Below are 21,574 nucleotides of genomic sequence, written 5' to 3'. Positions count from 1 at the left end.
GCGCTGTCCATGCCCGGTCTCGACGCCAGCGCACAAACGACGCAGCCAACGACGCCAATGGAGCATATGGATCACGCCTCGCATTCCGCGCAAGCGCCCGTGGCCATCCATTCCGGAGCGCAGGAACTCACCACCGGCGAGGTCACCCGCTGGAGCGAGAGCACCGGCAAGGTCACGATCCGGCATGCCGAAATCAAAAACCTCGACATGCCGCCGATGACCATGGTCTTCGCGCTCAAGGAGCCTTCCCGGGGTGCGTCATTGAAGACGGGCGACAAGGTGCTTTTTCATGCCGAACGCTCCAGCGGAGCGCTGGTGATCACGCATATCGAGATCGTCGCCGATCACGATCATTGAGGCCGCTTCGCGTCATGCGCCGGCGCATGACGCGAGCTGCTGCCTCAGAAGCTCCGCCATTTCTGTCTTGCGCCGGGCTGGCAGGCGCTGCGAGATCGCGCCGAAGCTGATCGCCGCCAGCGTCCCCGGCGAAGCCATGAAAGTGTGCCCCACGCCCGACACGCCCACGGTCAGCGTATCGCTGATGTCCGCGTAGCCGTTCTTGCGCGTCAGCTTGACGGCCTGCATCAGGCGCTCACGCGTGAAATTGGCCTGCGCGAACTCTTGCACATGGCGCTCGAAGATGCGCTCCACTTCGGCGTCGCTCAACTGCGCCATCAGCGCGAGGCCGCCCGCGCCCAGCCCCAGCAGGCGGCGGCCGCCAATATCGGTGGTGAATACCTTGACGGGAAAGTGCCCCTCCTCGCGGTGCAGGCACAGGCAGTAGTCGCCCTGGCGGATCACCAGAAACACGGTGTCGCCCGACATGCGCGCGAGTTTCTGCATCAGAGGGCGGCACGAATCCACCAACGGCACGCGGCGCATCGACGCAAAGCCGAGCTGCATGGCGTCTATGCCCAATCGGTACGACTTGGTTTCGGGATCGCGCTCGGCGAACTGCTCCTCCGCCAGGCACGACAGCAGCCGGTGCGCGGTGGAGCGCTCCAGGCCCGATGCCGCCATCACCTCCGTGAGCGTGATGCCGGCCTCATGGTGCGAAGCCAAAAGCCGCAGCAGGCCCAGCGAGCGGCGCAGGCTTTGCGCGCCGGCGGTTCCGGATGGTTTGTCCATATTATGGGAAAGGTATCAGTATTTGTTTGAGATATAGGAAATCACAAGTCTAAACTGAATGCCATCCCAAGGACGGACGTTTTTTTCTGGAGACATGGACCATGGCGTACGAAACGCTTGAAATCGAAAACCACGGCGCGGTGCGCCGTATCCTGCTGGCACGCGAAGCGCAGCGCAACGCCCAGAGCCAGCAGATGCTCGACGAGCTGATGGCCGCATTCGACGAGGCGCGCGTGGACGACTCCGTGAACGTGGTGATCGTCGGCGGCAAGGGCGCGCACTTCTCGGCGGGCCACGACCTGAAGCAGGCGCAGGCCGAACGCGCGAACTTCACGGTCGAAGAGCGCTGGGCCTATGAGGAACTGCGCTATTTCGACTACTCGCTCAAGATCTGGGACTTTCCCAAGCCCACCATCGCGCAGGTGCAGGGCGCATGCGTGGCCGGCGGCTTCATGATCGCCAACATGTGCGATCTGATGATCGCAAGCGACACGGCGTTCTTCTCCGACCCGGTGGGCCACACGCTCGGCGCGGCGGCCACCGAGGTGATGATCCATCCCTGGGTGATGGGCGCGCGCAAGGCCAAGGAAATGCTCTACACGGGCGGCAGGCTGAGCGCCCGGGAAGCCAGGGAGATCGGCATGGTCAACCGCGTGGTGGCGGATGCGGATCTCGCGGACGCCGCGCTCGCCATGGCGCAGCAGATCGCCAAGGCGCCGCCCTTCGGGCTCAGGCTCATCAAGCGCTCGATCAACCGCTCGCTCGACACGCAAGGCCTGCGCGCATCGCTCCAGGCGCATTTCGACACGCACCAGCTCTCGCACCTGAGCGAGGGTTTCCTGAGCGCGCGCGACCGGGGCCTGTCCAGCGCCATCCAGAAGAACCCGGCAAAGGAGGCCTGAGAATGCTCTCTCCCGTGAAGAATTGCACGCATCGCCTCGAGCCGCTGCTCAACCCCGGATCGATCGCCATCGTCGGCGCCAGCAACAACGCCGCGCGCATCGGCGGCATGCCGATCGCGCACCTCACCAAGTTCGGCTACAAGGGCAGGATCTATCCGATCAACCCCAAGTACGAGGAAGTGTTCGGCCAGCGCTGCTACGCGGACCTCGAATCGCTGCCCGAAGCCCCCGACCTGGTGGTGCTGGCGATCGGCGCCGCGGACGTGACCGCGATGCTCAGGCGCTGCCACGCCAAGGGCGCGCGCGCCGTGCTGGTCTATGCCGCGGGCTTCGCGGAAGAAGGCGCCAGGGGCAAGCTGCTGCAGGATGAACTCGAAGCCTTCGTCGCGACCACCGACATGGTGGTTGCCGGCCCCAACGCCATGGGTTTCGCCAATCTCAACAGCCAGGTGCACACCAACTTCGCATCGGTGTTCAACACCTCGCCCATGCAGCCCGGCAACGGCTCGGTGAGCCTGCTCACGCAAAGCGGCAACGTGTGCGCCGCGGTATATGCGATTGCGCGCAGGCTGGGCGTGGAGTTCAGCCACTTCATCAATACCGGCAACGAAGCCTGCGTGGATTTCGCGCAGTACCTCGAATACCTCGCTCAGGACGACTTCACCGAAGTGTGCATGGGCTACATCGAGGAACTGCGCGACGGCGGGCGCTTCATCGCCGCGGCCGAAGAATTCGCGCGCCGCGACAAACTGCTCGTGCTCTACAAGGCCGGAGAAACCGAAAAGGGCTCCGAGGCCGTGCGCTCGCACACCTCCGCGCTCGCGGGCGATCAGCAGATCTACAGCGCCGCATTCCGCCAGCTCAACATCATTCAAAGCAATGATTTCGTGCAGATGGCGCAGCTCGCCAACCTGGCCAAATACCGCCACCGCACGGCGGGCAAACGCGTGGCCATCATCACCATCTCGGGCGCGCTCGGCGCGATCCTGGCGGACAAGTTCATCGTGCAGGGACTCGAGGTTCCGACGCTGCCGCAGCCGCTGCAGGACGTGCTGCGCGCCGGCATTCCCGACTATGGCATGGTGAGCAACCCCGTCGATGTGACCGGCAACGTGGTCAACGATCCGGGCTTTGTGCGCACCGCCATGGAAGCGCTGGCGCAAAGCGACGCGATCGATGCGGTCGTGGTCTATGCGCCGGGCTATATGCTCGACCGCATGGCGGATGATCTGTGCGCCGTGGCCGAGAAATTCCCGCGCCTCTTCGTTGCGATCGACACCGGCGCCGCGCAAAAGCGCGAGCAGATGCGCAGCGGCGGCGTCCCCGTGTTCGAGGACATCGGCGTCGCCGTCTCGGCGCTCTCGCCCTTCCTGCTGTGGCAGGAGCGCAGAAAGCACAACCGCTGGCTGGCCGTCCGCCATCAGGCAGCGCCCGCGCGCGCCGCATTGCCCGCCGTGCTCGACGAGCACCGCACCAAGCACATGCTGGCGCAGTATGGCGTGACCAGCGTGGCCGAGCGCGTTGCAGCAACCGCGGAGCAGGCCGTGCAGGCGGCGCAGGTGCTGGGCTACCCCGTGGCGCTCAAGGTGCTGTCACCCGACATCGCGCACAAGACCGAAGCCGGCGGCGTGAAGCTGCGGCTGGGCAGCGCGCAGGAGGTGCGCGATGCATTCGACGAGGCGATAGCGTCCTCGCGCCGGTACGCGCCCGATGCGCGCATCGAGGGCGCGCTCATCCAGAAGATGGAGTCAGGCATCAGCGAGCTGATTCTTGGTGCGACCCGCGATCCGGTGTTCGGCATGACGCTCACGGTGGGCCTGGGTGGCGTGCTCACCGAGATCTACAAGGACGTGAGCCACCGCGTGCTGCCCGTCGATGAGGCCATGGCCCGCGAGATGCTGGGCGAGCTCAAGGCGTTTGCGCTGCTCGACGGCTTTCGCGGCAAGCCCAGGGGCGACGTCACCGCGGCATGCAAGGCCATCGCGGGCTTTTCGGACGCGGTGCTCGCGCTGCGGGAACAGGCCGATGAGATCGAGGTGAATCCGCTGCTCGTCAAGCCGCTGGGCGAAGGCGTCCGCGCGCTGGATGCGCTCGTGATTCCGCCCGATGCATCCCATTGATTTCCCCCTCACTTTTCAATCCATCAACAGGCAGGAGACAAACCATGCTCAAGAAAATCCTGGCGGCCGTGGCCGTCGCGGCAATCGCCGCATGCGGACCGGCCAGCGCCGAGTCCAATTACCCCAGCAAGCCCGTCACCATCGTCGTGCCGTTCTCGCCCGGCGGCGCCACCGACATCATGGCCCGGGCCTTGTCCGAGCGCATGAGCCTCAAGCTCGGCCAGCCGGTGATCGTGGAAAACAAGCCCGGCGCGGGCACGGTGATCGCATCGGACTACGTGGCGCGCGCCAACCCCGATGGCCATACCCTGCTGCTGGCCGCCTCGTCGCTGGGCATCGCACCCTCGCTGTACAAGAAGGTGAACTACGACCCCATCAAGGACTTCACGCCGATCTCGCTGATCGCATCGGTCGTCCACGTGCTGGAGGTTCACCCCAGCGTGCCCGCCAACAACGTGGCCGAACTGATCGCCTGGCTCAAGGCCAATCCGTCCAAGGGCAGCTACGGCTCGGTGGGCGCCGGCACGTCCACGCACCTGGAGTCCGAACTCTTCAAGACCATGTCCGGCGCCAACATGGAGCACGTGCCGTACAAGGGCAGCGCGCCCGCGCTGATGGATCTGGTGAGCGGCAACATCAACGTGATGTTCGACGCGTACGCATCGTCCAAGCCCTTCATCAACGACAAGAAGGTGCGCCTGCTGGCGGTGACCACTGGCAAGCGCTCCAAGCTGCTGCCCGACACGCCCACCGTGGCGGAGTCCGGCCTGCCAGGCTACGAGGCCATGCCGTGGCTGGGCTTTCTCGCGCCCGCGGGCACGCCCGCTCCCGTGGTGAACAAGCTGCATGCCGCGCTGCAGGACATCCTCAAGGAACCGGCGATCCAGGAAAAATTCGATTCGCTGGGCCTGGAAATCATCGGCAACAGGCCGGATGAATTCGCGGCGTTCCTGAAGAACGACATCGTGAAGTGGACCAGGGTCGTCAAGGACTCCGGCGCCAAGGTCGATTGAGCCTGCCAGGGCCGCGCGCGCGGCCCTCCGTTGTCCTGACAGGGCGATTGTTTCCCTCTCCCGCCAGCGGGAGAGGGAGTGAGAGAACGAAGAGATATTTCAAGGAACGAGCACCATGCAAGTGGGCTACTCGGCGGAAGACGAAGCCTTCCGCCTGACATTGCGCGACTGGTTCGAGACCGAATTCCCGCGCTTCAAGGCCGCATGGCCGTCGCAACCCGACCCCAACGATTTCGAATGGCGCCGCGCATGGGAGGATTACGTGTGCGCCGCCGGCTGGTCCGGCCTCGGCTGGCCCGAGCAATACGGCGGCAAGAACTGGCCGCTCACGCGCCAGGCGATCTTCCATGAGGAGCAGGCCCGCATCGGCGCGCCGCTGGGCGTGAACATCATCGGCCACGGCATCCTCGGCCCCACGCTGATCCACTTCGCCAGCGAAGCGCAGAAACAGCGCTTTCTGCCAGGCATCCTGAGCAACCGCGACATCTGGTGCCAGGGCTACTCCGAACCCGGCGCGGGCTCCGATCTCGCATCGCTGAGCACGCGCGCCGAACGCAAGGACGATCACTACCTGCTCAACGGCCACAAGGTGTGGACATCGTTCGCGCACATCGCCGACTACTGCTTCGTGCTCGCGCGCACCGATGCGTCGCTGCCGCGCCACAAGGGCATCAGCTTCCTGCTCGTGGACATGAAGCTGCCGGGCGTGCGCGTCGAGCCGATCCGCCAGATCACCGGCGAATCCGACTTCAACGAAGTGTTCTTCGACGACGTGAGGGTGCCGCTCGATGCGCTCGTCGGCGAAGAGAACGGCGGCTGGCGGCTGGCGATGGCAGCGGCCAGTTTCGAGCGCGGCACGTATTTCATTCCACGCCAGGTGCGCTTCACGCAGGAAGTGCAGGCGCTCAAGGCGCTGGCCGCGAACACGCGCCGCGACGACGGCACGGCGCAGCTCGATGATCCGCATCTGCGCCGCGACATCGCGCGCCTGGCGGTCGACAGCCACGTGCTCAAGCTCAAGACCTTCCGCGCGCTCACCAACGCGCTGCGCGGCGGCCCGCCCGGTCCCGAAGGCTCCGCAACCAAGCTGCACTGGAGCGAATCGCACCAGAAACTGATGGTGCTGGCCAACGAGGTGCTGGGCGAGCGCGCCCTGCGCGGCCCCGAGCCGGATGCGGACGACCGCGAAGCGGGCGCCTGGACGCGCGACTATCTGTGGACTCGCGCGGAGACGATCCTGGCCGGAACATCCGAAGTTCAACGAAACATTCTTGCCGAGCAGATGCTGCGGCTGCCCAAGGGCTGAACCACCATGGATTTCGCACTCAACGACGAACAGCAGATGCTGCTGGAATCAGCCCAGCGCTTTTTCATCGACAACCATCCCCTCGCCCGCGCCCGCAAGGCGCTGCCGTTCTCGGCGCCCGAGCAAAGGCAGCTCTGGGCCGACATGGCGGGCATGGGCTGGATGGCCTTGCTCGCGCCGCAATCGATGGACGGGCTGGGCCTGGGCCTCACCGACGCCTATCTGGTGGCCGAGGCGGCTGGCAGCCAGTTGCTGAACCTGCCCTGGGCAAGCAGCGCGGTGCTGGTTCCGCTCTGGGCATGCTCCGCCGGGGAGAACACGCCTCGGGCGCTGGAGTCTCTGCTGCATGGAATTCTCGCGGGCGAACGCGCCGCGCACTGTGTCGACGCGGACGACCGCATCCGGGATTTCGCGGCCCAATGCACCGACACCATCGTGGTCCGTGGACTGAGCGACGCATCGCGGCCGCTGCAAATCGCGCTCCTGCCCGCCGCGGCCGAATCGGACAGCGCCGCCGGGCTCGACCCCACCTTGCGCCAGAGCCGCCCCCAGGAGCCGCATGCGATCGAATGGCTGAGCCTCGACGCCGTAGGCGCCGTGGACCGCGCGCGGGCACGCGGCGCGTGGCGGCTCATGCAGTGTGCCGAGCTCATCGGCGTCGCGCAGGCCGCGTTGAAACTGGGCGCCGGCTATGCCACGGAGCGGGTGCAGTTCGGCAAACCCATCGGCAGCTACCAGGCGATCAAGCATCAGCTCGCCAATGCGTGGATGGCGGTGGACAACGCGCGCCTTTCGGCTCTTTATGCAACTGCGGCGATGGACGGCCATTTGCCCGACGCGGCATTCGCCTGCGCCGCCGCCGAACTCACCGCCATCGAGGGCGCGCTGCAGACGACGCGCACGGTGATCCAGGTGCATGGCGGCATGGGCTTCACCTGGGAGCATGACGCGCACCTGTACCTCAAGCGCGCGCAGCTGCTCGCCGCGCGCCTGGGCGGAGCATCGCGCGCGCTGTCCAGACTCGAGGAGCTGGCGCTCGCCTAGACGATCCTCTGCACGAATCGATCGTCAGGCATGCATCGATCCGATCTGTTCAGAAGTCCCTGGACGCGCAATACGCGCAATACGCACATCATCGCGATCACTGCAGGAACGCCGGCTTTGCGTAACCGGCGAACTTGGTGTCCACCACGGTCTTGAAATCAGCGGAATGGAAGGCCTCCGCAAGGTCCTTGGCCCAGGGCGCATTCTTGTCCTTGGACTTCACCGCCACGATGTTCAGATAGTGGTCGGGCGTTTTCTCCAGGACCACGGCGTCCTGCAGCTTCATGCCGGAGGAGATCGCAAAGTTGCCGTTGATGATGGCGAACTGCACGTCATCGAGCGAGCGCGGAAGTTGCGCCGCCTCCAGCGGCTGGAACTTCAGCTTGAGCGGGTTCTCGGCGACATCCAGCTCCGAGACGCGCAGCGGATTGACGTTCGCCTTGAGCTTGATGAGCCCGGCCTGCTGCACCAGCAGCAGGGCGCGCGCGAGATTGCTGGGGTCGTTGGGCAAGGCAATGCGGTCGCCGCTCTTGGCTTCGGCCAGCGATTTGCGCGACTTGGAATACACACCCATCGGCGCGATCGGGCCTTGCGTCAGCGCCGTCAGGTCGAGCTTGCGGTCGCCCTTGAACTGGTTGAAATAGACCTCGTGCTGAAAGAAGTTGGCGTCCAGCGAACCATCGGCCAGCGCCAGGTTGGGCTGCACATAATCATTAAACTCGACCAGCTTGACCTTGTAGCCCTTCTTCTGCAAAAGCGGCACGATGCCCGCCTGCAACTGGTCGATGTTGGAGCCCGCCGTGCCGCCGATGACGATCTGCTTCTTGCCGGCATCCTGTGCATTGGCGATCGTGGGCAATCCAAGCGAGACGGCGGAAATGGCCACCGCCCATGCGGCGGCGGTCAGTACGGAACGGCGGGTTGTGGAACGCAATGCCATGTGGCGATCTCCGGAAAATATGAGTACATCTTTGATGAAGGCAGCACCAGGAAAGCCCCACCGCCCATCGGCGCGCCACCTCGCATGGCGGGCTGACCGGCGTGTAGTGTGGGAAAAACCTGAAGCGACATTGCCTTGGCTGAAGAATCGATCCAAGCGATATCTGGACACTTGAATCAGATGCGGCGTAGTATCGACACACGGACTAAGATTCGCAACAAATAAAAAAGCGGATGCTTATTCGATTTAATGTATGTTGCGCCATTCTGCGGAATTTCACGACACAATAGCCCTATGCCAAATATCGCCTCCATCCTCAAAGCGGAAATCACCCGTGTCGCGCGCAAGGAAGTGCGCGCGGAAATCGAAGCGCTTCGCAAGGCAAGCATCGCCCAGCGCTCCGCGCTGGCCGCGCTCAAGCGCGAAGTAGCCGAGCTGCACAAGGAAATAAGGGATGCGCGCAAGCCCCAGCGCGTTGCAGCGATTCATCTGGAAACGCCTCCCGAGGGCGAAGTGCAGCGCCGCTTCAGCCCCGCGCGCCTGGCCGCCCACCGCCAGAAGCTGGGACTGTCCGCGGCCGAATACGGGTCGCTGGTGGGCCTGTCCAGCCAAAGCATCTACAACTACGAGCAGAGCAAGGGCCGTCCCCCGGCTGAAATGGTCGCCAAGCTGTCGCGCCTCAAAGAGCTCAACAAGTCGGAAATTCTCGAACTGCTCAAGAGCACCCCCCAGTGAACCCATCCCAGGCCATGCATCCGGTGCGATTTGCCGCGCCGCATGTGCGCCGCGCCATTTCGGGATAAGCCTTGGAAACCAACCAGCCACTCCAACAGCCAGCCGCTGGCGACGTGCGTGCCATGAATGGCTCCGCCTCTATCGCACCCACGTCCTGCGGCGCCATTACGGACGTCGCCGGGATCGAGGTCGGCCATTTCACGGATGCGCGACGCCCCACGGGCTGCTCCGTCGTCATTGCCCGTGAAGGCGCGACAGGCGGGGTGGACGTGCGCGGCGCGGCGCCGGGCACGCGCGAGACGGACCTGCTGGATCCATCCAACCTCGTCCAGCAGGTTCACGCCATCGTGCTCGCGGGCGGCAGCGCCTTCGGGCTGGAGGCCGCCACCGGAGCGGTGCGCTGGCTCGAAGAGCAAGGAATCGGCCTCGACGTGGGTGTGGGCCGCATTCCCCTGGTGCCCGCAGCCGTGCTGTTCGACCTCACCGTGGGCGACATGAAGATCCGTCCCGACGCGGCAGCCGGTTATGCGGCCTGCGCGGCCGCCTCGCGCCATGCGCCCTCGCAAGGCAGCGTGGGCGCTGGAGCTGGCGCGGTGGTGGGCAAGATGTTCGGCCTGTCCAACGCCATGAAAGGCGGCATCGGAACCGCCTCGGTCCGCGTGGGCGATGTGACGGTCGGAGCGCTCATCGCATGCAACGCGGTGGGCGATGTGATCAGCCCCGATACCGCGCAGCCGCTTGCCGGCGCCCGCACCGACGACGGGCGGCGCCTGCGCGGCACGCAACGCGCGCTGCTCGCGGGCGAGGCGCCGCGCCCCTTGCTGGCGGGCAGCAACACCACCATCGGCGTGATCGCCACCGATGCGGCCCTCACCAAGGCGCAGGCGCACCGGCTCGCCGTGGTGGGCCACGACGGACTTGCGCGCAGCATCCAGCCGGTTCATACGATGAGCGACGGCGATACGCTGTTCGCGCTGGCCACCGGTCTTGCGGGCGAAGGCCCCGGCATGCTGGTGCTCGCTGCCATGGCGGCCGAAGCCGTCGCCCGGGCCACGCAGCAGGCGGTCCTGGCGGCGCGCTCTGTCACGCTCGGCAACGCCCTGGTGCTGCCGGGCCTGGCCGACTGGAACGCCGAAGCACCATGAAATCCGCTCGCCAGATGTCGCATGGAGTGCGTAATCTGCTGCTGTCCATCCGCGACCTTCTGGTGTCCGCTGGTCCGCTCGCCATACTGGGCGTGGCGCTGATCATCGGCGCTTACTGGTGGCTCAAGCCGACGCCTCCCAAAAGCGTCATCCTGGCCACGGGGCCGGACCAGAGCGCTTACGAGGAATTCGGCAAGCGGTATCTGGACGCCCTGGCGGCGGATGGCATACAGGTCACGCTTCTTCACAGCGAAGGATCGGCCGCCAATCTGGAATTGCTGCGCCAGGGCAAGGCGGATCTGGCATTCGTACAAGGGGGAACGGCCGAGCTGGAGCCCCGGGACAGGGACAGTCTCGTCTCCCTCGGAAGTCTGTTCGTCGAGCCGATCTGGCTGTTCTACCGCACCGACTCCGCGAAGCGCCTGGCAAGGCAGGACCGGCTCGACGGGCTGCACCAGTTGCGCGGCATGAAGGTGAACGTGGGCTCGCCCGGCAGCGGCCTGCCGCGGCTGATGGAAAAACTGCTGGACGCCAACCACATCGCCGCCGGAGAACTGACGTTGACGCAGGAGCGCCAGACTCCGGCCACCGTCGCATTTCTCGACGGCAAGCTCGATGCCGTCGTTTTCGCCTCGGCGCCGGAATCACTGATGGTGCAGATGCTGCTGCAGACACCTGGCATACAGCTCATGAGCTTCGCGCAGAACGAAGCCTACAGCCGGCGTTTCCCATTTCTCACGCCGGTGACGCTGCCGCGCGGAGTGGTCGATCTCGCCAGGAACATTCCGCCGCGCGACGTGCGGCTGGTGGCGTCCACCACATCGCTGCTGGCCCGCGAGGACACCCATCCCGCGCTGCTCACGCTGTTCGCGCAGAATGCGCTGACGATCCACGGCTCGGCGGGCTGGTTCAACCGGGCGCGCGAATTCCCGAGCACGCTGCACGCGGAGCTTCCCATCGCCAAGGAGGCTGATCGCGCCATCAATGAACCCATGCCGGTCATGCAGCGCTATCTGCCATTCTGGATCGCCAACCTGATCGAGCGCATGTGGCTGATTTTCGGCATCCTGATCGCCTTCATGCTGCCGCTGTCGCGCATCGTGCCGCCGCTCTACCAGTTCCGCGTGCGCTCGCGGGTGTTCCGGTGGTACGGCAGGCTGCGTGAGATCGAAGACGAGTTCGAACAGGGCGGGAGCGATCCCCGGGCGCTTCAGCAGCAGCTCGACCGCATCGAGGCGCAGGTGGAAAAGATCAACGTGCCGCTGTCGTACGCCGACGAACTGTATGCGCTGCGCAATCACATCCTGCTCGTGCGGCGCAAACTGGATCGCACCGGCGCCTCTTCGGCAACCGCACCCGCCACGCCCGGCGCATGAGCCGCAAGGGCCATCTCAGGCGCCGCGGTGGCTCTGGCTGTCCGGGCCGCTGTCCCGATACCCGCGCGCCTGAGCCGCGCCCAGGGCGCGAGCCACCACGCGCTGATCGTCGACACGGCGCACATGGCCTTCCGCATACAGCTTGTCGAGCATGCGCCGCGTCATCGATTGCGTGCTGGCATCCAGCGCGGTAAACAGGAACAGCGTGTTGTGCGGACTCACCCAGGTGAGCTGGGTCCGCACCGTGCGGCTATTGGTTGTGAGTTCGATCCACTGCCCCAGTTCGAACAGATGGGCGCAGTCCTGCGCCGCAGCGGCATGGCCGGGAGCGTCCACCGGTTCCGCGGGTTCCACCGGTGCGGCGGCTGGCGCCACGGCGTCCGCGTGTTCCGCAACTATCGGCACGGCCTGCGCGGCCTGCGGCTCCCCGGCCTGCTCTTCCAAGGCACCATCAGCGGCTTCACCAGATACACCCCGGCTCAGGTCCAGATCCAGCCCGCCATGCACGGTCTGGAATCCCGACGGCCCACCTTCTCCGTCCAGCGGCGCCTCGATGGAGGGACCGGGCCGGGCGAGCGGCTCATCGGCCAGCGCGTCCGGCGTGACCGCATCCGCAGCCGCCGCATGCTTGGCCAGTTGCATCTGCAATCCCGCAATGCGCTTGAGCACGCGCACGACTTCCTCCTGCCCATGGCCCGCGCCGTACAGGCCGTCGCGGATGGTGCCGAACATGCCCTCCATCAGCGGCAGCATGCGTCTGGCGTCCGTGGGTGAATACCCTGCGGGCGACGAACACAACAGCAGTTGCGGAACCACGGCCAGGTACTGATTGGGGTCGGGCGCGTCTTCGCCCCCGCGTTCCTCGGCGTCGATCTGCGCCTGCGCCGCGACCCGAGCCCATGGGCCGGTCACGAAGTCGAGGATGTCCTCCGGAGCACTGGAGGCATCGGGGAGCAGCCGGAACTGCTGCGCAATGCGCGTGGCCAGCAGATCGCGGCGCTCGGACAGTTCCAGGGCAGCCTGCTCGGTCTCCTGCTGCTTGCGAAGCTGCTGCACCTGGGTGTTCCAGGCGCTTTCCAGAGCATCCGACACATGCTCGAACGCCTTGGCGTCGTGCACGGGCACGGTGGCGAGATGCTGCACCGCCGCGTTCACCAGCTGGATGTATTTGCGAAACCCGCGCGAATCCTCGGCCTTGAAAGCCAGGCTGCGCTGCGTGAGGCCATCGAGCAGACGGCGCGCGGGATGCTGCTCGTTGGAGAAGAAACTGGGGTCGATGCGTACCAGCTGTTTCAGCGCCGGCTCCAGGTTCTGCACCGCGCGCTGCACCGGCGCGAGCAGCCGCGAATCCTGCGAGATGTGCTCCATCATGCGGCTGAGCACCTCGGTCGCCGAACGCGCCGCGCCCTCCGCGGCCCGGGGCAATTGCGCGGGGATGGACATCCCCTGCCAGTGGGTTGGCGCGATCGGCGCGACCCCCGTCTGCCTCGGCGTGCCGGGAGCCATGGCCGCGATGCCGGAAGGCGCCACGCCACCGGCCAGCCGCCCGACAAGACGCTCCAGCTGCGCGAAATCCTCCATGGCCTCGGCCGCCTGCGTCGGCGTGAAGGCGGGCATGCCGGCCGCCATCCCCTGCGCGCCGTCCAGGCCCGCAGCCCCCGCAGGTTTCATGGCTGCCGGCTTCGCGCCGGCGGCGCCGAGCCCCGCAAGATTCGTCCAATCGAAGGAATACGGATCGCCACCGGCGGCCAGCATCTGGCGCAGGATGCCTACCGCCAGCATGGATTCCTCCGCGCTTTGCGCAGCCGAAGCCACGGGCATGGGGGACATGAAGGGCTGTGCGCCCCGTCCCGCCCACGCGCCCGCCGGCATGCCCGTCGAGGCAGCGAAATCATGCGGGCCGGTCACATTTTCGGCGCCGGCCAGCGGAGCGTTGCGCGAGCCGCCCGGCGTTCCCGCAACGCTATAGCCCACAGGCCGCACGCCGTGCTCGCGCAGGCTGCGGGTGATCTGCTGGTAGGTGGACACCAGCTCCGCGCCCAGCAATTCGCGCATGTGCTGCATCCATAGCTGGCGGATTTCCGCACTCACGCCGCTTTCGTCCACCACGCGCTGCAGGCCCCGGATGTAATTCTCGGGACGCAGCGGATTGCGCTCCGGCTGCACGCGGGGCAGTCCCTGGACCGAGCTGACGTAGGTATTGAGTTCGGACAGCGCGGCGTCGGTGACGTGACTGGCGATCTGCTGCGCGCGGGCCAGCTCCACCTGCTCCATCACCGCCCTGTCGTCCACCAGCGAGAGTTCGCCAAAATCGATGCCGGTATCCAGGGCGGCACGGGACTTCGAGCCGGACGCACCTTCGGCGAAGATCTCCAGCAACGCCATGGGGTAGCCCTTGATCAATGCAGCTTCATGCTTGTCCAGCGCCAGCAGCGCATCGCTCAGGTGCATCCGCTCATGAATGCCGCTCGCGCGCTGCTCGGCATCCGCCAGTTCGGAGCGGGTGCTGCGGATCAGTTGCCCGATCAATACCTCTCCGTCCTTGACGGCATTGACGACGCAGGCACGAAAAACCGCTGTGAGCTGAGGTGCGGGCGATGACATGAAGGGAAAAGCTAAGCAGATGTAAATATTGCTCTGCGAATGCTACTACCTGTACATGAACTCAACGTATTGATTGCCGCCAAAACGGCGTCAAGGCGTCAATTTATTCGATTATTTTTATGAATTGAAATATGTTACTCAATTTGCAATTTAAATTCACGCATGAAAAAACCGAGCCCGGCACCTCGTGCCCCGGCTCGGTTGCTGGGTCTGCGCAAACTGACAGGCGTGCGCGGCACGCCTTGGACCTTGGAGTCGGCTTACTTCAGGGCCTTGAAGCGCATGCGCTTGGGCTTGGCGCCCTCCTCGCCCAGACGCCTCTTCTTGTCGGCCTCGTATTCTTGGTAGTTTCCATCGAAGAACACCCATTGTGAATCGCCCTCGGCCGCAAGAATGTGCGTGGCGATGCGGTCCAGGAACCAGCGGTCATGGGAGATCACCAGCACCGTGCCCGCGTACTCCAGCAAGGCGTCTTCCAGCGCACGCAGTGTTTCCACGTCCAGGTCGTTCGACGGCTCGTCCAGCAGCAGCACGTTGCCGCCCTGGATCAGCGTCTTGGCAAGGTGCAGGCGGCCGCGCTCGCCGCCGGAGAGATTCCCCACCTTCTTTTGCTGATCCTGTCCGTTGAAGTTGAAACGGCCTGCATAGGCGCGCGAAGCCATCTGGAACTTGCCCACGTTGATGATGTCCAGGCCGCCCGAGATGTCTTCCCACACGGTCTTGTCGTCGGCCAGCGCGTCACGGTGCTGATCGACGAATGCCATCTTCACGGTCTGTCCGATCACGACCTTGCCGGAGTCCGGCTGCTCCTTGCCCGCGATCAGCTTGAACAGCGTGGATTTACCGGCGCCGTTCGGACCGATGATGCCGACGATCGCACCGGCGGGAATGTTCATGGACAGGTTGTCGATGAGCACGCGGTCGCCAAACGATTTGGTGACGTTGTGGAACTCGATGACCTGCGCGCCCAGGCGCTCCGCCACGGGAATGAAGATTTCCTGCGTTTCGTTGCGCTGCTGGTATTCGTAATCGCTCAATTCCTCGAAGCGTGCGATACGCGCCTTGGACTTGGCCTGGCGGCCCTTGGCATTCTGGCGAACCCACTCCAGTTCCTTCTTCAGTGCCTTGGCGCGGGCTTCCTCGCCCTTTTGCTCGGCCTCGAGACGATTGCCCTTCTGGATCAGCCAGTCCGAATAATTCCCCTTGTAGGGAATGCCGTGGCCACGGTCGAGCTCCAGGATCCACTCGGCGGCGTTGTCCAGGAAATAGCGATCGTGGGTGATCGCCACCACGGTGCCCGAGAAACGGTGCAGGAACTGTTCGAGCCAATCGACGGATTCGGCATCCAGGTGGTTGGTCGGCTCGTCGAGCAGCAGCATGTCGGGCTTGGACAGCAGCAGCTTGCACAGCGCGACGCGGCGCTTTTCACCACCCGAGAGCTTGCCCACGACGGCGTCCCACGCGGGCAGGCGCAGCGCATCCGCCGCGATTTCGAGCTGGTGCTCGGAATCGGTTCCAGCAGCGGCAATGATGGCCTCCAGCTGACCTTGCTCTGCGGCCAGCGCGTCGAAATCGGCGTCTTCCTCGGCGTAGGCCGCATAGACTTCCTCCAGGCGGGCGCGAGCATTGTTCACCTCGGACATGGCTTCTTCCACGGCCTGGCGCACGGTGTGCTCGGGGTTGAGCTGCGGCTCCTGCGGCAGATAGCCGATCGACAGGCCCGGCATGGGGATCGCCTCGCCTTCGAATTCCTTGTCCACTCCCGCCATGATCTTGAGCAAGGAGGATTTGCCGGAACCGTTCAGGCCCAGCACGCCGATCTTGGCTCCGGGAAAGAAGCTGAGGGAGATGTCCTTCAAGATCTGTCGCTTGGGCGGCACGGTCTTGGTGACATGATTCATCGAAAAAACGTATTGAGCCATGAAATAGTTGTTCAGTTATCAGAAAAAAAGCGCCATAATTTCGCGCGTAACCCCGGATTATCGGTCCATGAGACAATATCCGTCGCCGAAGGTACCAGTTTGCCTTGGGCATCAGCACCACAGCTGGGGACAAGGGAAGCAATTTTCCACGCTCCCGCTACCTAAACCTTATCCGCCTTTTGAGCTGGCCAGACGGCCCGTAAGCCGTCTGGAACAGGCTGATACCCAGCGCCCCGGATGGGCGCCAATCGAAAATAAATGACATTTGACGAACTAAAGCTGGATCCGGCTATTTTGCAGGCCGTGACCGAGCAGGGCTATCAAAACCCGACTCCCATTCAGGAACAAGCGATTCCCGCTGTTCTCTCCGGCAGGGACCTGCTGGCAGGAGCCCAGACCGGCACCGGAAAGACGGCCGCGTTCACGCTGCCCATGCTCACCCGCCTGGCCAAGGGTACCGCACCCGCCAACAAATTTGGCGGCAAGGGCATTCGCGCCCTGGTCCTGACCCCCACCCGCGAACTCGCCGCGCAGGTCGAGGAATCGGTGCGCGCCTATGGCAAGCACCTGAGCATCAAGTCCTGCGTCGTCTTCGGCGGCGTGGGCATGAACCCGCAGATCGAGCGCATCAAGCGCGGCGTGGACGTGCTCGTGGCAACGCCGGGCCGCCTGCTCGACCTGGCCGGCCAGGGCTTCCTGGACCTGTCCACCGTCGAGATCCTCGTTCTCGACGAGGCCGACCGCATGCTCGACATGGGCTTCATCCACGACGTGAAGAAGGTCCTCAAGCTGGTGCCCGCCGAAAAGCAGAGCCTGCTGTTCTCGGCCACTTTCAGCGACGACATCCGCGAACTCGCCGGCAGCCTGCTGCGCGATCCGCTGTCGATCCAGGTCACGCCCAGCAACACCACCGTGCAGCGCATCAGCCAGGTGATCCACCCGGTGGGCCGCGCCCGCAAGAAGGAAGTGCTGCTGCACATCATCCGCGAGAACGACTGGAGCCAGGTGCTCGTCTTCACGCGCACCAAGTTCGGCGCGAACAACGTGGCGGACTTCCTCACCAAGAACGGCGTCACCGCCATGGCGCTGCACGGCAACAAGAGCCAGAGCGCCCGCACGCAGGCGCTTGGCGGCTTCAAGTCCGGCGAAATCCGCGCGCTGGTGGCCACCGACATCGCCGCCCGCGGCATCGACATCGACGATCTGCCGCACGTCGTGAACTACGAGATCCCGAACATCTCCGAAGACTACGTCCACCGTATCGGCCGTACCGGCCGCGCCGGCCGCGAAGGCCATGCCGTGAGCCTGGTCTGCATGGACGAGGAAGGCTTCATGATGGACATCGAGCGCTTCACCAAGCAGGAAATCCCCGTGCAGGTGCTCGAAGGCTTCGGCCCCGCGCCCGATGAAGTCGCCCAACCGATCGCCATGGGCCGCCAGACCATCTGGGGCGGCGCGGGCAAGCCGCCGGGACGCGACGTGATGCAGGCAGCGGCCAAGGCGGCCCGCCAGGAAATGATGGAGCGCATCCGCGCCAACAAGGCTACGCAGTCCGAATCCCGCGGCAAGCGCGGCGGCAATGCCGGCCAGCGCGGTGCCGAGCAAGGCGAAGAAGCTCCAGCGCTCAGCGCCGATGGCGAATCAAGGCAGCAGCCGGCCCGCACGCGCCAACGCCGCAGCGATCGCGGCGGTGATCGCCGCGAACGCAATACCGAGCGCTCCATGGAACGCGACGACCGGGCGGATCGCCAGTCCGCCGACGGCGCACGCGAAGACGGCAATGCAGGCCGGCGCGGTCCACGCCGTGGCCCGGGCCAGCAGTTGCAGAACAATGGCGGCGGTCGCCGCCAGGACGGCAACGGCAACGGCAACAACCGCCGTCATGACGACAGCCAGCCGCGCGGTGAAAACGCCCATCTGGGCACGCAGTTCGGCCACCTGGGCGGCGGCTCGCGCCACGGCCGCGGCGGCCCTGCCCAGCCCGACCCCATGCGCACCAGCGTCGACAGCATGGCGGACCGCAACCGCCGGGGCGGTGGCTTCCGCGGCGGATTTGGTGGCGGAGGCGGCGGCGGAAACCGCAGCGGCGGACGCTTTGGCGGCAACGGCCGCTGATAGCGGGCACATCCCGCATCCCTGAAAGATGAAAAGCCCGGCGAGCTTCGCCGGGCTTTTTTGTCACTGGGCCGCCCCCAATCGCACAGGCACCGCATGCTGATACCCGCGAGGCTTCGCGGTTTGTCAATGCAGTCGCTCAAATTGCAGCATTTCGCATCACCTTTTGTACGAATTTGCCGCGACTTGATAGCCAACCGGCTTCAGAGGGGAGTTACTGAAATCATCACAAGGTAACATCGGCTCCGACAACCATGAGCATCCAGGCCGTCCTGCGGCCCTCGACGAATATGACACAAAACAATCCTCAGCCCAATGTTGACCAGCCCGCCGGCAAGGCCCTCGCGCGCGGGACGCTTTGCCTCAGGCTTGGAGTATTGGTGTCAGCCGCCTTGCTGGCCGCCTGCACCAGCACGCCCTTGCCGCCATGGCCCAAGCAGCCCGCAGCCACGGCGGCCAGACCGCCCCCCTCGGCGCGCGTGGTACCGCCGCCCCTGGGCAGCACGCGCGATCAGCGCGATCAGGATGGGGTGCAGACCGCCCCGGTCGCCGATTCGCCGCTTTCCCCGCGCAGCATCGACGAGCCGCAATCCGCTGGCGATCTGCCCTACGGCCCGGCCGTCGCCGCGCGCTTTCCCGCGCCCGATGTGCGCTACGATACCCCGGGCCTGGAGCCGGGACGGCGCGCCTTCAGCACCAACGCGGAAGTCACCGGCTGGCTGAACTCGATCGCCACCAGCACCCGCCGCCCCACACTGACCGAAGTGCTCACGATCGGCACCTCGCAGCGCGGCGTGCCGATGCATGCGCTGGTCATCACGCAGGCGTCGGGAACCGACGCAGCGGCGCTCGACAAGAGCCAGCGCCCCACCGTCATGCTGATCGGCCAGCAGCACGGCAACGAACCCGCCGGAGCGGAAGCCCTGATGGTGCTCGCGCGCGAGCTCTCGCAGGGGCTGCTTGAGCCGATCCTGCAGCGCATCAACGTGGTGATCGTTCCACGCGCCAATCCGGACGGCGCCGACGCCGGCCAGCGGGTGACCGCCAACGGCATCGACATGAACCGCGACCACCTGCTGCTCAGAACGCCGGAGGCGCAGGCGCTCGCCAAGCTCGTCTCCCTCTATCGCCCGCTTGCCGTCATCGACTCGCACGAATACACGGTGGCCGGCCGCTTCCTGCAGAAATTCAACGCCGTCCAGCGCTACGACGCCCTGCTGCAGCATGCAACCAGCGCCAACGAACCCGAATTCGTGACCAAGGCATCAACCCAGTGGTACCTCGAGCCCATGCGCAAGGCGCTCGGCGAACAGCGCCTGAGCGCCGACTGGTACAGCACCACCTCAACCAATCCGAACGACCTCTCGCTCTCGATGGGCGGCGTCCAGCCCGACACCGGCCGCAACGTCAATGGCCTGAAGAACACCGTCAGCCTGCTGGTCGAAACCCGTGGCGTGGGCATCGGCCGCAACGATATCCAGCGCCGCGTGCACACCCAGGTCACCGCGATCGGCAGCGCCCTGCATACCACCGCGGAGCGCGCTTCGGAGCTGCAGCAGGTGCGCTCCTTCGTGAATCGCGAGATATCCTCCAAGGCCTGCCGCGGCCAGGTCGTGATCGATGCCGCCCAGACACCGGAAAAACGCGAGGTCATCATGCTCGACCCCAACACCGGCGCGGACGTCGCCCGGCAGGTCGACTGGAACTCCTCGCTGACGCTGCGCACCGTGAAGTCGCGCACACGCCCCTGCGGCTACTGGCTGTCCGCCCAATCCTCGGAAGCCGTCGCGCGCCTGGAAATGCTGGGCGTGCAAGTCATGCGCGTGGCCGAAGCAGGCAATGTTCTCGCCGACACCTACACCGAGAACAGCCGCCAGACCATGGACCGCCCCGACGTGCGGGGCATCGCCGCCGATGCGGCGCCCATCGTGCGCGTCAGCGTCACCCCGACCAGAGCCTCCATCGACGTCCCCGAGGGAAGCTACTACATTCCGCTCAACCAGCCCCTGGCCAACCTGGCTGTCGCCGCGCTCGAACCCGACTCGCAAAGCAGCTACTTCGCCAATCACGTCATCGACGACCTTGACTCCGTGGCGCGCATCATGGTCGTGCCCTCGCTCGTGTTTTCCGACAGTGATTGACCCAGGCCTTGACTTGAAGCTCCAACGCCGGCCAGCCCGCACCCGATGAAACTTGCCCCCGCCGCCCTGAAAGCCCTTTCACAAAAGGTATGATCGGGGGCTACGGCCAGGCTGGCCGCTTCGCGCAGCAGTCCGCGAAGCCACCTCCAGCATGGTTCATCTGCCCATAGCTCAACTGGATAGAGCAATTGCCTTCTAAGCAATAGGTCGGGGGTTCGAGTCCCTCTGGGCAGGCCAGATCACCAACGGCACGAACGGTGCAGCACTGGCGGGTTACGGCAACTTCTTCAGCGCGATCCAAAGCATCCGGCAATCCAATGCACCTCACCCCACTGCTGCCAGCATGAGCCCGCGCTCGCTGGTCAAGTTGGGCGGATTGGTAGACACACCCGGCCAGCCACTGCGCAAGCCCGACATGATCGAGAAGCTCGACCTGCTGAGCCCCACGGCCATTCCCAATGACCTGACAGTGGCGCAGGCACAGGCCCCGCATGGTTCGCCCAGCGGGGCTTTGTTGTTGATGCTCACATCACGCAAGCCAAGCCATTCCACATCGTACGTAAACATAAAATTCGTGAATTCTCGAAATTTACGATATCGCTCAAAAGAAAAAATGGATCTCATTCAATCGATGTTGGAACTTGAGTTTTTAAAAGTTGGTGACTTGGTTCTTGGTCTCGATGTCTACCCAAGGTTCGCATTGAATACGAAGCACGGGGAGCATGGATGGGTCTACCTTTGGCTTGAATTGGACAGCGACGGGAGCCGCGTAGTCTACGTTGGTAAGGCTGGCGGCACACTTGCAAGACGTTGTATGCAGCACGCGTCAGGCTTCGCTGGCGGTAGCCCCACCGGCATTAAACATGCGGCAAACATATCCAACGGCATAAAGGCAGGAAAGCGCTACGAAATATGGGCAAGAAAGGCTGGAGTGATCTCACTTTTCGGCGAAGCAGATATTTCAATGTGCGAGGTAGAGGAGCGTGCGTTGATCCAAAAATTCAGACCAATTTGGAATAAGGAGCAGCATGTTACGAACATGAGGCGCTGAGTATTCTGGAGGGTGGTCGAAAGGCTAGAGCG

16 protein-coding genes and 1 tRNA gene are annotated in these 21,574 nt (G+C 64.9%); 13 read left to right on the top strand and 4 right to left on the bottom strand.

From position 1 onward, the window contains the following. A partial coding sequence (locus ABWP92_RS08990; protein WP_502907492.1) for a copper-binding protein occupies positions 1 to 357 on the top strand: 357 nt, incomplete at its 5' end. Between the two features lie 12 nt (positions 358 to 369). Here the strand turns inward: ABWP92_RS08990 and ABWP92_RS08985 are convergent. After that, positions 370 to 1,128, bottom strand: coding sequence for an IclR family transcriptional regulator (locus ABWP92_RS08985; protein ID WP_353235033.1), 759 nt, complete (start codon positions 1,126 to 1,128; stop codon positions 370 to 372). A gap of 101 nt (positions 1,129 to 1,229) precedes the next feature. On the opposite strand from ABWP92_RS08985, the gene ABWP92_RS08980 reads away from it, so the two are divergent. The 5 genes from ABWP92_RS08980 to ABWP92_RS08960 all read left to right on the top strand — a co-directional run bounded on the left by ABWP92_RS08980 (position 1,230) and on the right by ABWP92_RS08960 (position 7,513). Next, positions 1,230 to 2,030 (top strand): enoyl-CoA hydratase, encoded by an 801-nt coding sequence (locus ABWP92_RS08980; RefSeq protein WP_353235032.1) that lies wholly within the window; start codon positions 1,230 to 1,232, stop codon positions 2,028 to 2,030. 2 nt (positions 2,031 to 2,032) lie between these two features. Then, entirely contained in the window at positions 2,033 to 4,150 is a 2,118-nt protein-coding gene (locus ABWP92_RS08975) for an acetate--CoA ligase family protein (RefSeq protein ID WP_353235031.1), read from the top strand. Between the two features lie 44 nt (positions 4,151 to 4,194). Further along, positions 4,195 to 5,163, top strand: a complete 969-nt coding sequence (locus ABWP92_RS08970; RefSeq protein WP_353235030.1) for a tripartite tricarboxylate transporter substrate binding protein — start codon at positions 4,195 to 4,197, stop codon at positions 5,161 to 5,163. A 115-nt stretch (positions 5,164 to 5,278) separates the two neighbouring features. Next, positions 5,279 to 6,469, top strand: a complete 1,191-nt coding sequence (locus ABWP92_RS08965; protein WP_353235029.1) for an acyl-CoA dehydrogenase family protein — start codon at positions 5,279 to 5,281, stop codon at positions 6,467 to 6,469. 6 nt (positions 6,470 to 6,475) lie between these two features. Next, positions 6,476 to 7,513 carry an acyl-CoA dehydrogenase family protein gene (locus ABWP92_RS08960; protein ID WP_353235028.1) on the top strand — a complete coding sequence of 346 codons (1,038 nt, stop codon included), beginning with the start codon at positions 6,476 to 6,478 and terminating at the stop codon, positions 7,511 to 7,513. Positions 7,514 to 7,610: 97 nt separating this feature from the next. Here the strand turns inward: ABWP92_RS08960 and ABWP92_RS08955 are convergent, their stop codons facing one another. Continuing rightward, positions 7,611 to 8,453 (bottom strand): MetQ/NlpA family ABC transporter substrate-binding protein, encoded by an 843-nt coding sequence (locus ABWP92_RS08955; protein ID WP_353235027.1) that lies wholly within the window; start codon positions 8,451 to 8,453, stop codon positions 7,611 to 7,613. Positions 8,454 to 8,747: 294 nt separating this feature from the next. On the opposite strand from ABWP92_RS08955, the gene ABWP92_RS08950 reads away from it, so the two are divergent. From ABWP92_RS08950 to ABWP92_RS08940, 3 genes are all read left to right on the top strand, one after another. Then, positions 8,748 to 9,188: a helix-turn-helix domain-containing protein gene (locus tag ABWP92_RS08950; protein WP_353235026.1), complete on the top strand. Its 441-nt coding sequence runs from the start codon at positions 8,748 to 8,750 to the stop codon at positions 9,186 to 9,188. A 122-nt stretch (positions 9,189 to 9,310) separates the two neighbouring features. Beyond that, positions 9,311 to 10,333 (top strand): P1 family peptidase, encoded by a 1,023-nt coding sequence (locus tag ABWP92_RS08945; protein ID WP_353235035.1) that lies wholly within the window; start codon positions 9,311 to 9,313, stop codon positions 10,331 to 10,333. Between the two features lie 14 nt (positions 10,334 to 10,347). Next, on the top strand, positions 10,348 to 11,709 hold the full coding sequence (locus ABWP92_RS08940; RefSeq protein WP_353235034.1) for a TAXI family TRAP transporter solute-binding subunit: 1,362 nt from the start codon (positions 10,348 to 10,350) through the stop codon (positions 11,707 to 11,709). Between the two features lie 15 nt (positions 11,710 to 11,724). Here the strand turns inward: ABWP92_RS08940 and ABWP92_RS08935 are convergent, their stop codons facing one another. Continuing rightward, the gene (locus tag ABWP92_RS08935; protein ID WP_353235025.1) at positions 11,725 to 14,313 is read right to left on the bottom strand and encodes a DUF1631 family protein; all 2,589 of its coding nucleotides are present in this window, start codon (positions 14,311 to 14,313) and stop codon (positions 11,725 to 11,727) included. A gap of 260 nt (positions 14,314 to 14,573) precedes the next feature. Next, positions 14,574 to 16,235 (bottom strand): energy-dependent translational throttle protein EttA, encoded by a 1,662-nt coding sequence (gene ettA, locus ABWP92_RS08930; RefSeq protein ID WP_353235024.1) that lies wholly within the window; start codon positions 16,233 to 16,235, stop codon positions 14,574 to 14,576. A gap of 258 nt (positions 16,236 to 16,493) precedes the next feature. Here ettA and ABWP92_RS08925 point away from each other — a divergent pair, with 258 nt between their 5' ends. The 4 genes from ABWP92_RS08925 (at position 16,494) to ABWP92_RS08910 (ending at position 21,542) form a co-directional block, all read left to right on the top strand. Continuing rightward, positions 16,494 to 18,350 carry a DEAD/DEAH box helicase gene (locus ABWP92_RS08925; RefSeq protein WP_353235023.1) on the top strand — a complete coding sequence of 619 codons (1,857 nt, stop codon included), beginning with the start codon at positions 16,494 to 16,496 and terminating at the stop codon, positions 18,348 to 18,350. 290 nt (positions 18,351 to 18,640) lie between these two features. Continuing rightward, positions 18,641 to 20,491: a M14 family metallopeptidase gene (locus ABWP92_RS08920; RefSeq protein ID WP_353235022.1), complete on the top strand. Its 1,851-nt coding sequence runs from the start codon at positions 18,641 to 18,643 to the stop codon at positions 20,489 to 20,491. Between the two features lie 160 nt (positions 20,492 to 20,651). After that, positions 20,652 to 20,728: transfer RNA gene (locus ABWP92_RS08915), tRNA-Arg, on the top strand. A gap of 106 nt (positions 20,729 to 20,834) precedes the next feature. Then, positions 20,835 to 21,542: a GIY-YIG nuclease family protein gene (locus ABWP92_RS08910; RefSeq protein ID WP_353235021.1), complete on the top strand. Its 708-nt coding sequence runs from the start codon at positions 20,835 to 20,837 to the stop codon at positions 21,540 to 21,542. Positions 21,543 to 21,574 lie beyond the last annotated feature (32 nt).

It is taken from the genome of Diaphorobacter ruginosibacter (assembly GCF_040396215.1).
In the GTDB taxonomy this organism is placed as follows: Bacteria; Pseudomonadota; Gammaproteobacteria; order Burkholderiales; family Burkholderiaceae_C; genus Diaphorobacter_A; species Diaphorobacter_A ruginosibacter_A.
Note: the sequence above shows the minus strand (reverse complement) of the source record. Positions and strands in the feature narration are given on the sequence as shown.

Bases quoted from the DNA above. Each gene is read 5' to 3' on its own strand.
- ABWP92_RS08965 (WP_353235029.1), top strand. From the start codon at position 5,279: ATGCAAGTGGGCTACTCGGCGGAAGACGAAGCCTTCCGCCTGACATTG.
- ABWP92_RS08945 (WP_353235035.1), top strand. From the start codon at position 9,311: ATGAATGGCTCCGCCTCTATCGCACCCACGTCCTGCGGCGCCATTACG.
- ABWP92_RS08920 (WP_353235022.1), top strand. From the start codon at position 18,641: ATGACACAAAACAATCCTCAGCCCAATGTTGACCAGCCCGCCGGCAAG.
- ABWP92_RS08955 (WP_353235027.1), bottom strand. From the start codon at position 8,453: ATGGCATTGCGTTCCACAACCCGCCGTTCCGTACTGACCGCCGCCGCA.
- ABWP92_RS08935 (WP_353235025.1), bottom strand. From the start codon at position 14,313: ATGTCATCGCCCGCACCTCAGCTCACAGCGGTTTTTCGTGCCTGCGTC.
- ABWP92_RS08975 (WP_353235031.1), top strand. From the start codon at position 2,033: ATGCTCTCTCCCGTGAAGAATTGCACGCATCGCCTCGAGCCGCTGCTC.
- ABWP92_RS08950 (WP_353235026.1), top strand. From the start codon at position 8,748: ATGCCAAATATCGCCTCCATCCTCAAAGCGGAAATCACCCGTGTCGCG.
- ABWP92_RS08960 (WP_353235028.1), top strand. From the start codon at position 6,476: ATGGATTTCGCACTCAACGACGAACAGCAGATGCTGCTGGAATCAGCC.
- ABWP92_RS08940 (WP_353235034.1), top strand. From the start codon at position 10,348: ATGTCGCATGGAGTGCGTAATCTGCTGCTGTCCATCCGCGACCTTCTG.
- ABWP92_RS08910 (WP_353235021.1), top strand. From the start codon at position 20,835: ATGAGCCCGCGCTCGCTGGTCAAGTTGGGCGGATTGGTAGACACACCC.
- ettA (WP_353235024.1), bottom strand. From the start codon at position 16,235: ATGGCTCAATACGTTTTTTCGATGAATCATGTCACCAAGACCGTGCCG.
- ABWP92_RS08970 (WP_353235030.1), top strand. From the start codon at position 4,195: ATGCTCAAGAAAATCCTGGCGGCCGTGGCCGTCGCGGCAATCGCCGCA.
- ABWP92_RS08985 (WP_353235033.1), bottom strand. From the start codon at position 1,128: ATGGACAAACCATCCGGAACCGCCGGCGCGCAAAGCCTGCGCCGCTCG.
- ABWP92_RS08925 (WP_353235023.1), top strand. From the start codon at position 16,494: ATGACATTTGACGAACTAAAGCTGGATCCGGCTATTTTGCAGGCCGTG.
- ABWP92_RS08980 (WP_353235032.1), top strand. From the start codon at position 1,230: ATGGCGTACGAAACGCTTGAAATCGAAAACCACGGCGCGGTGCGCCGT.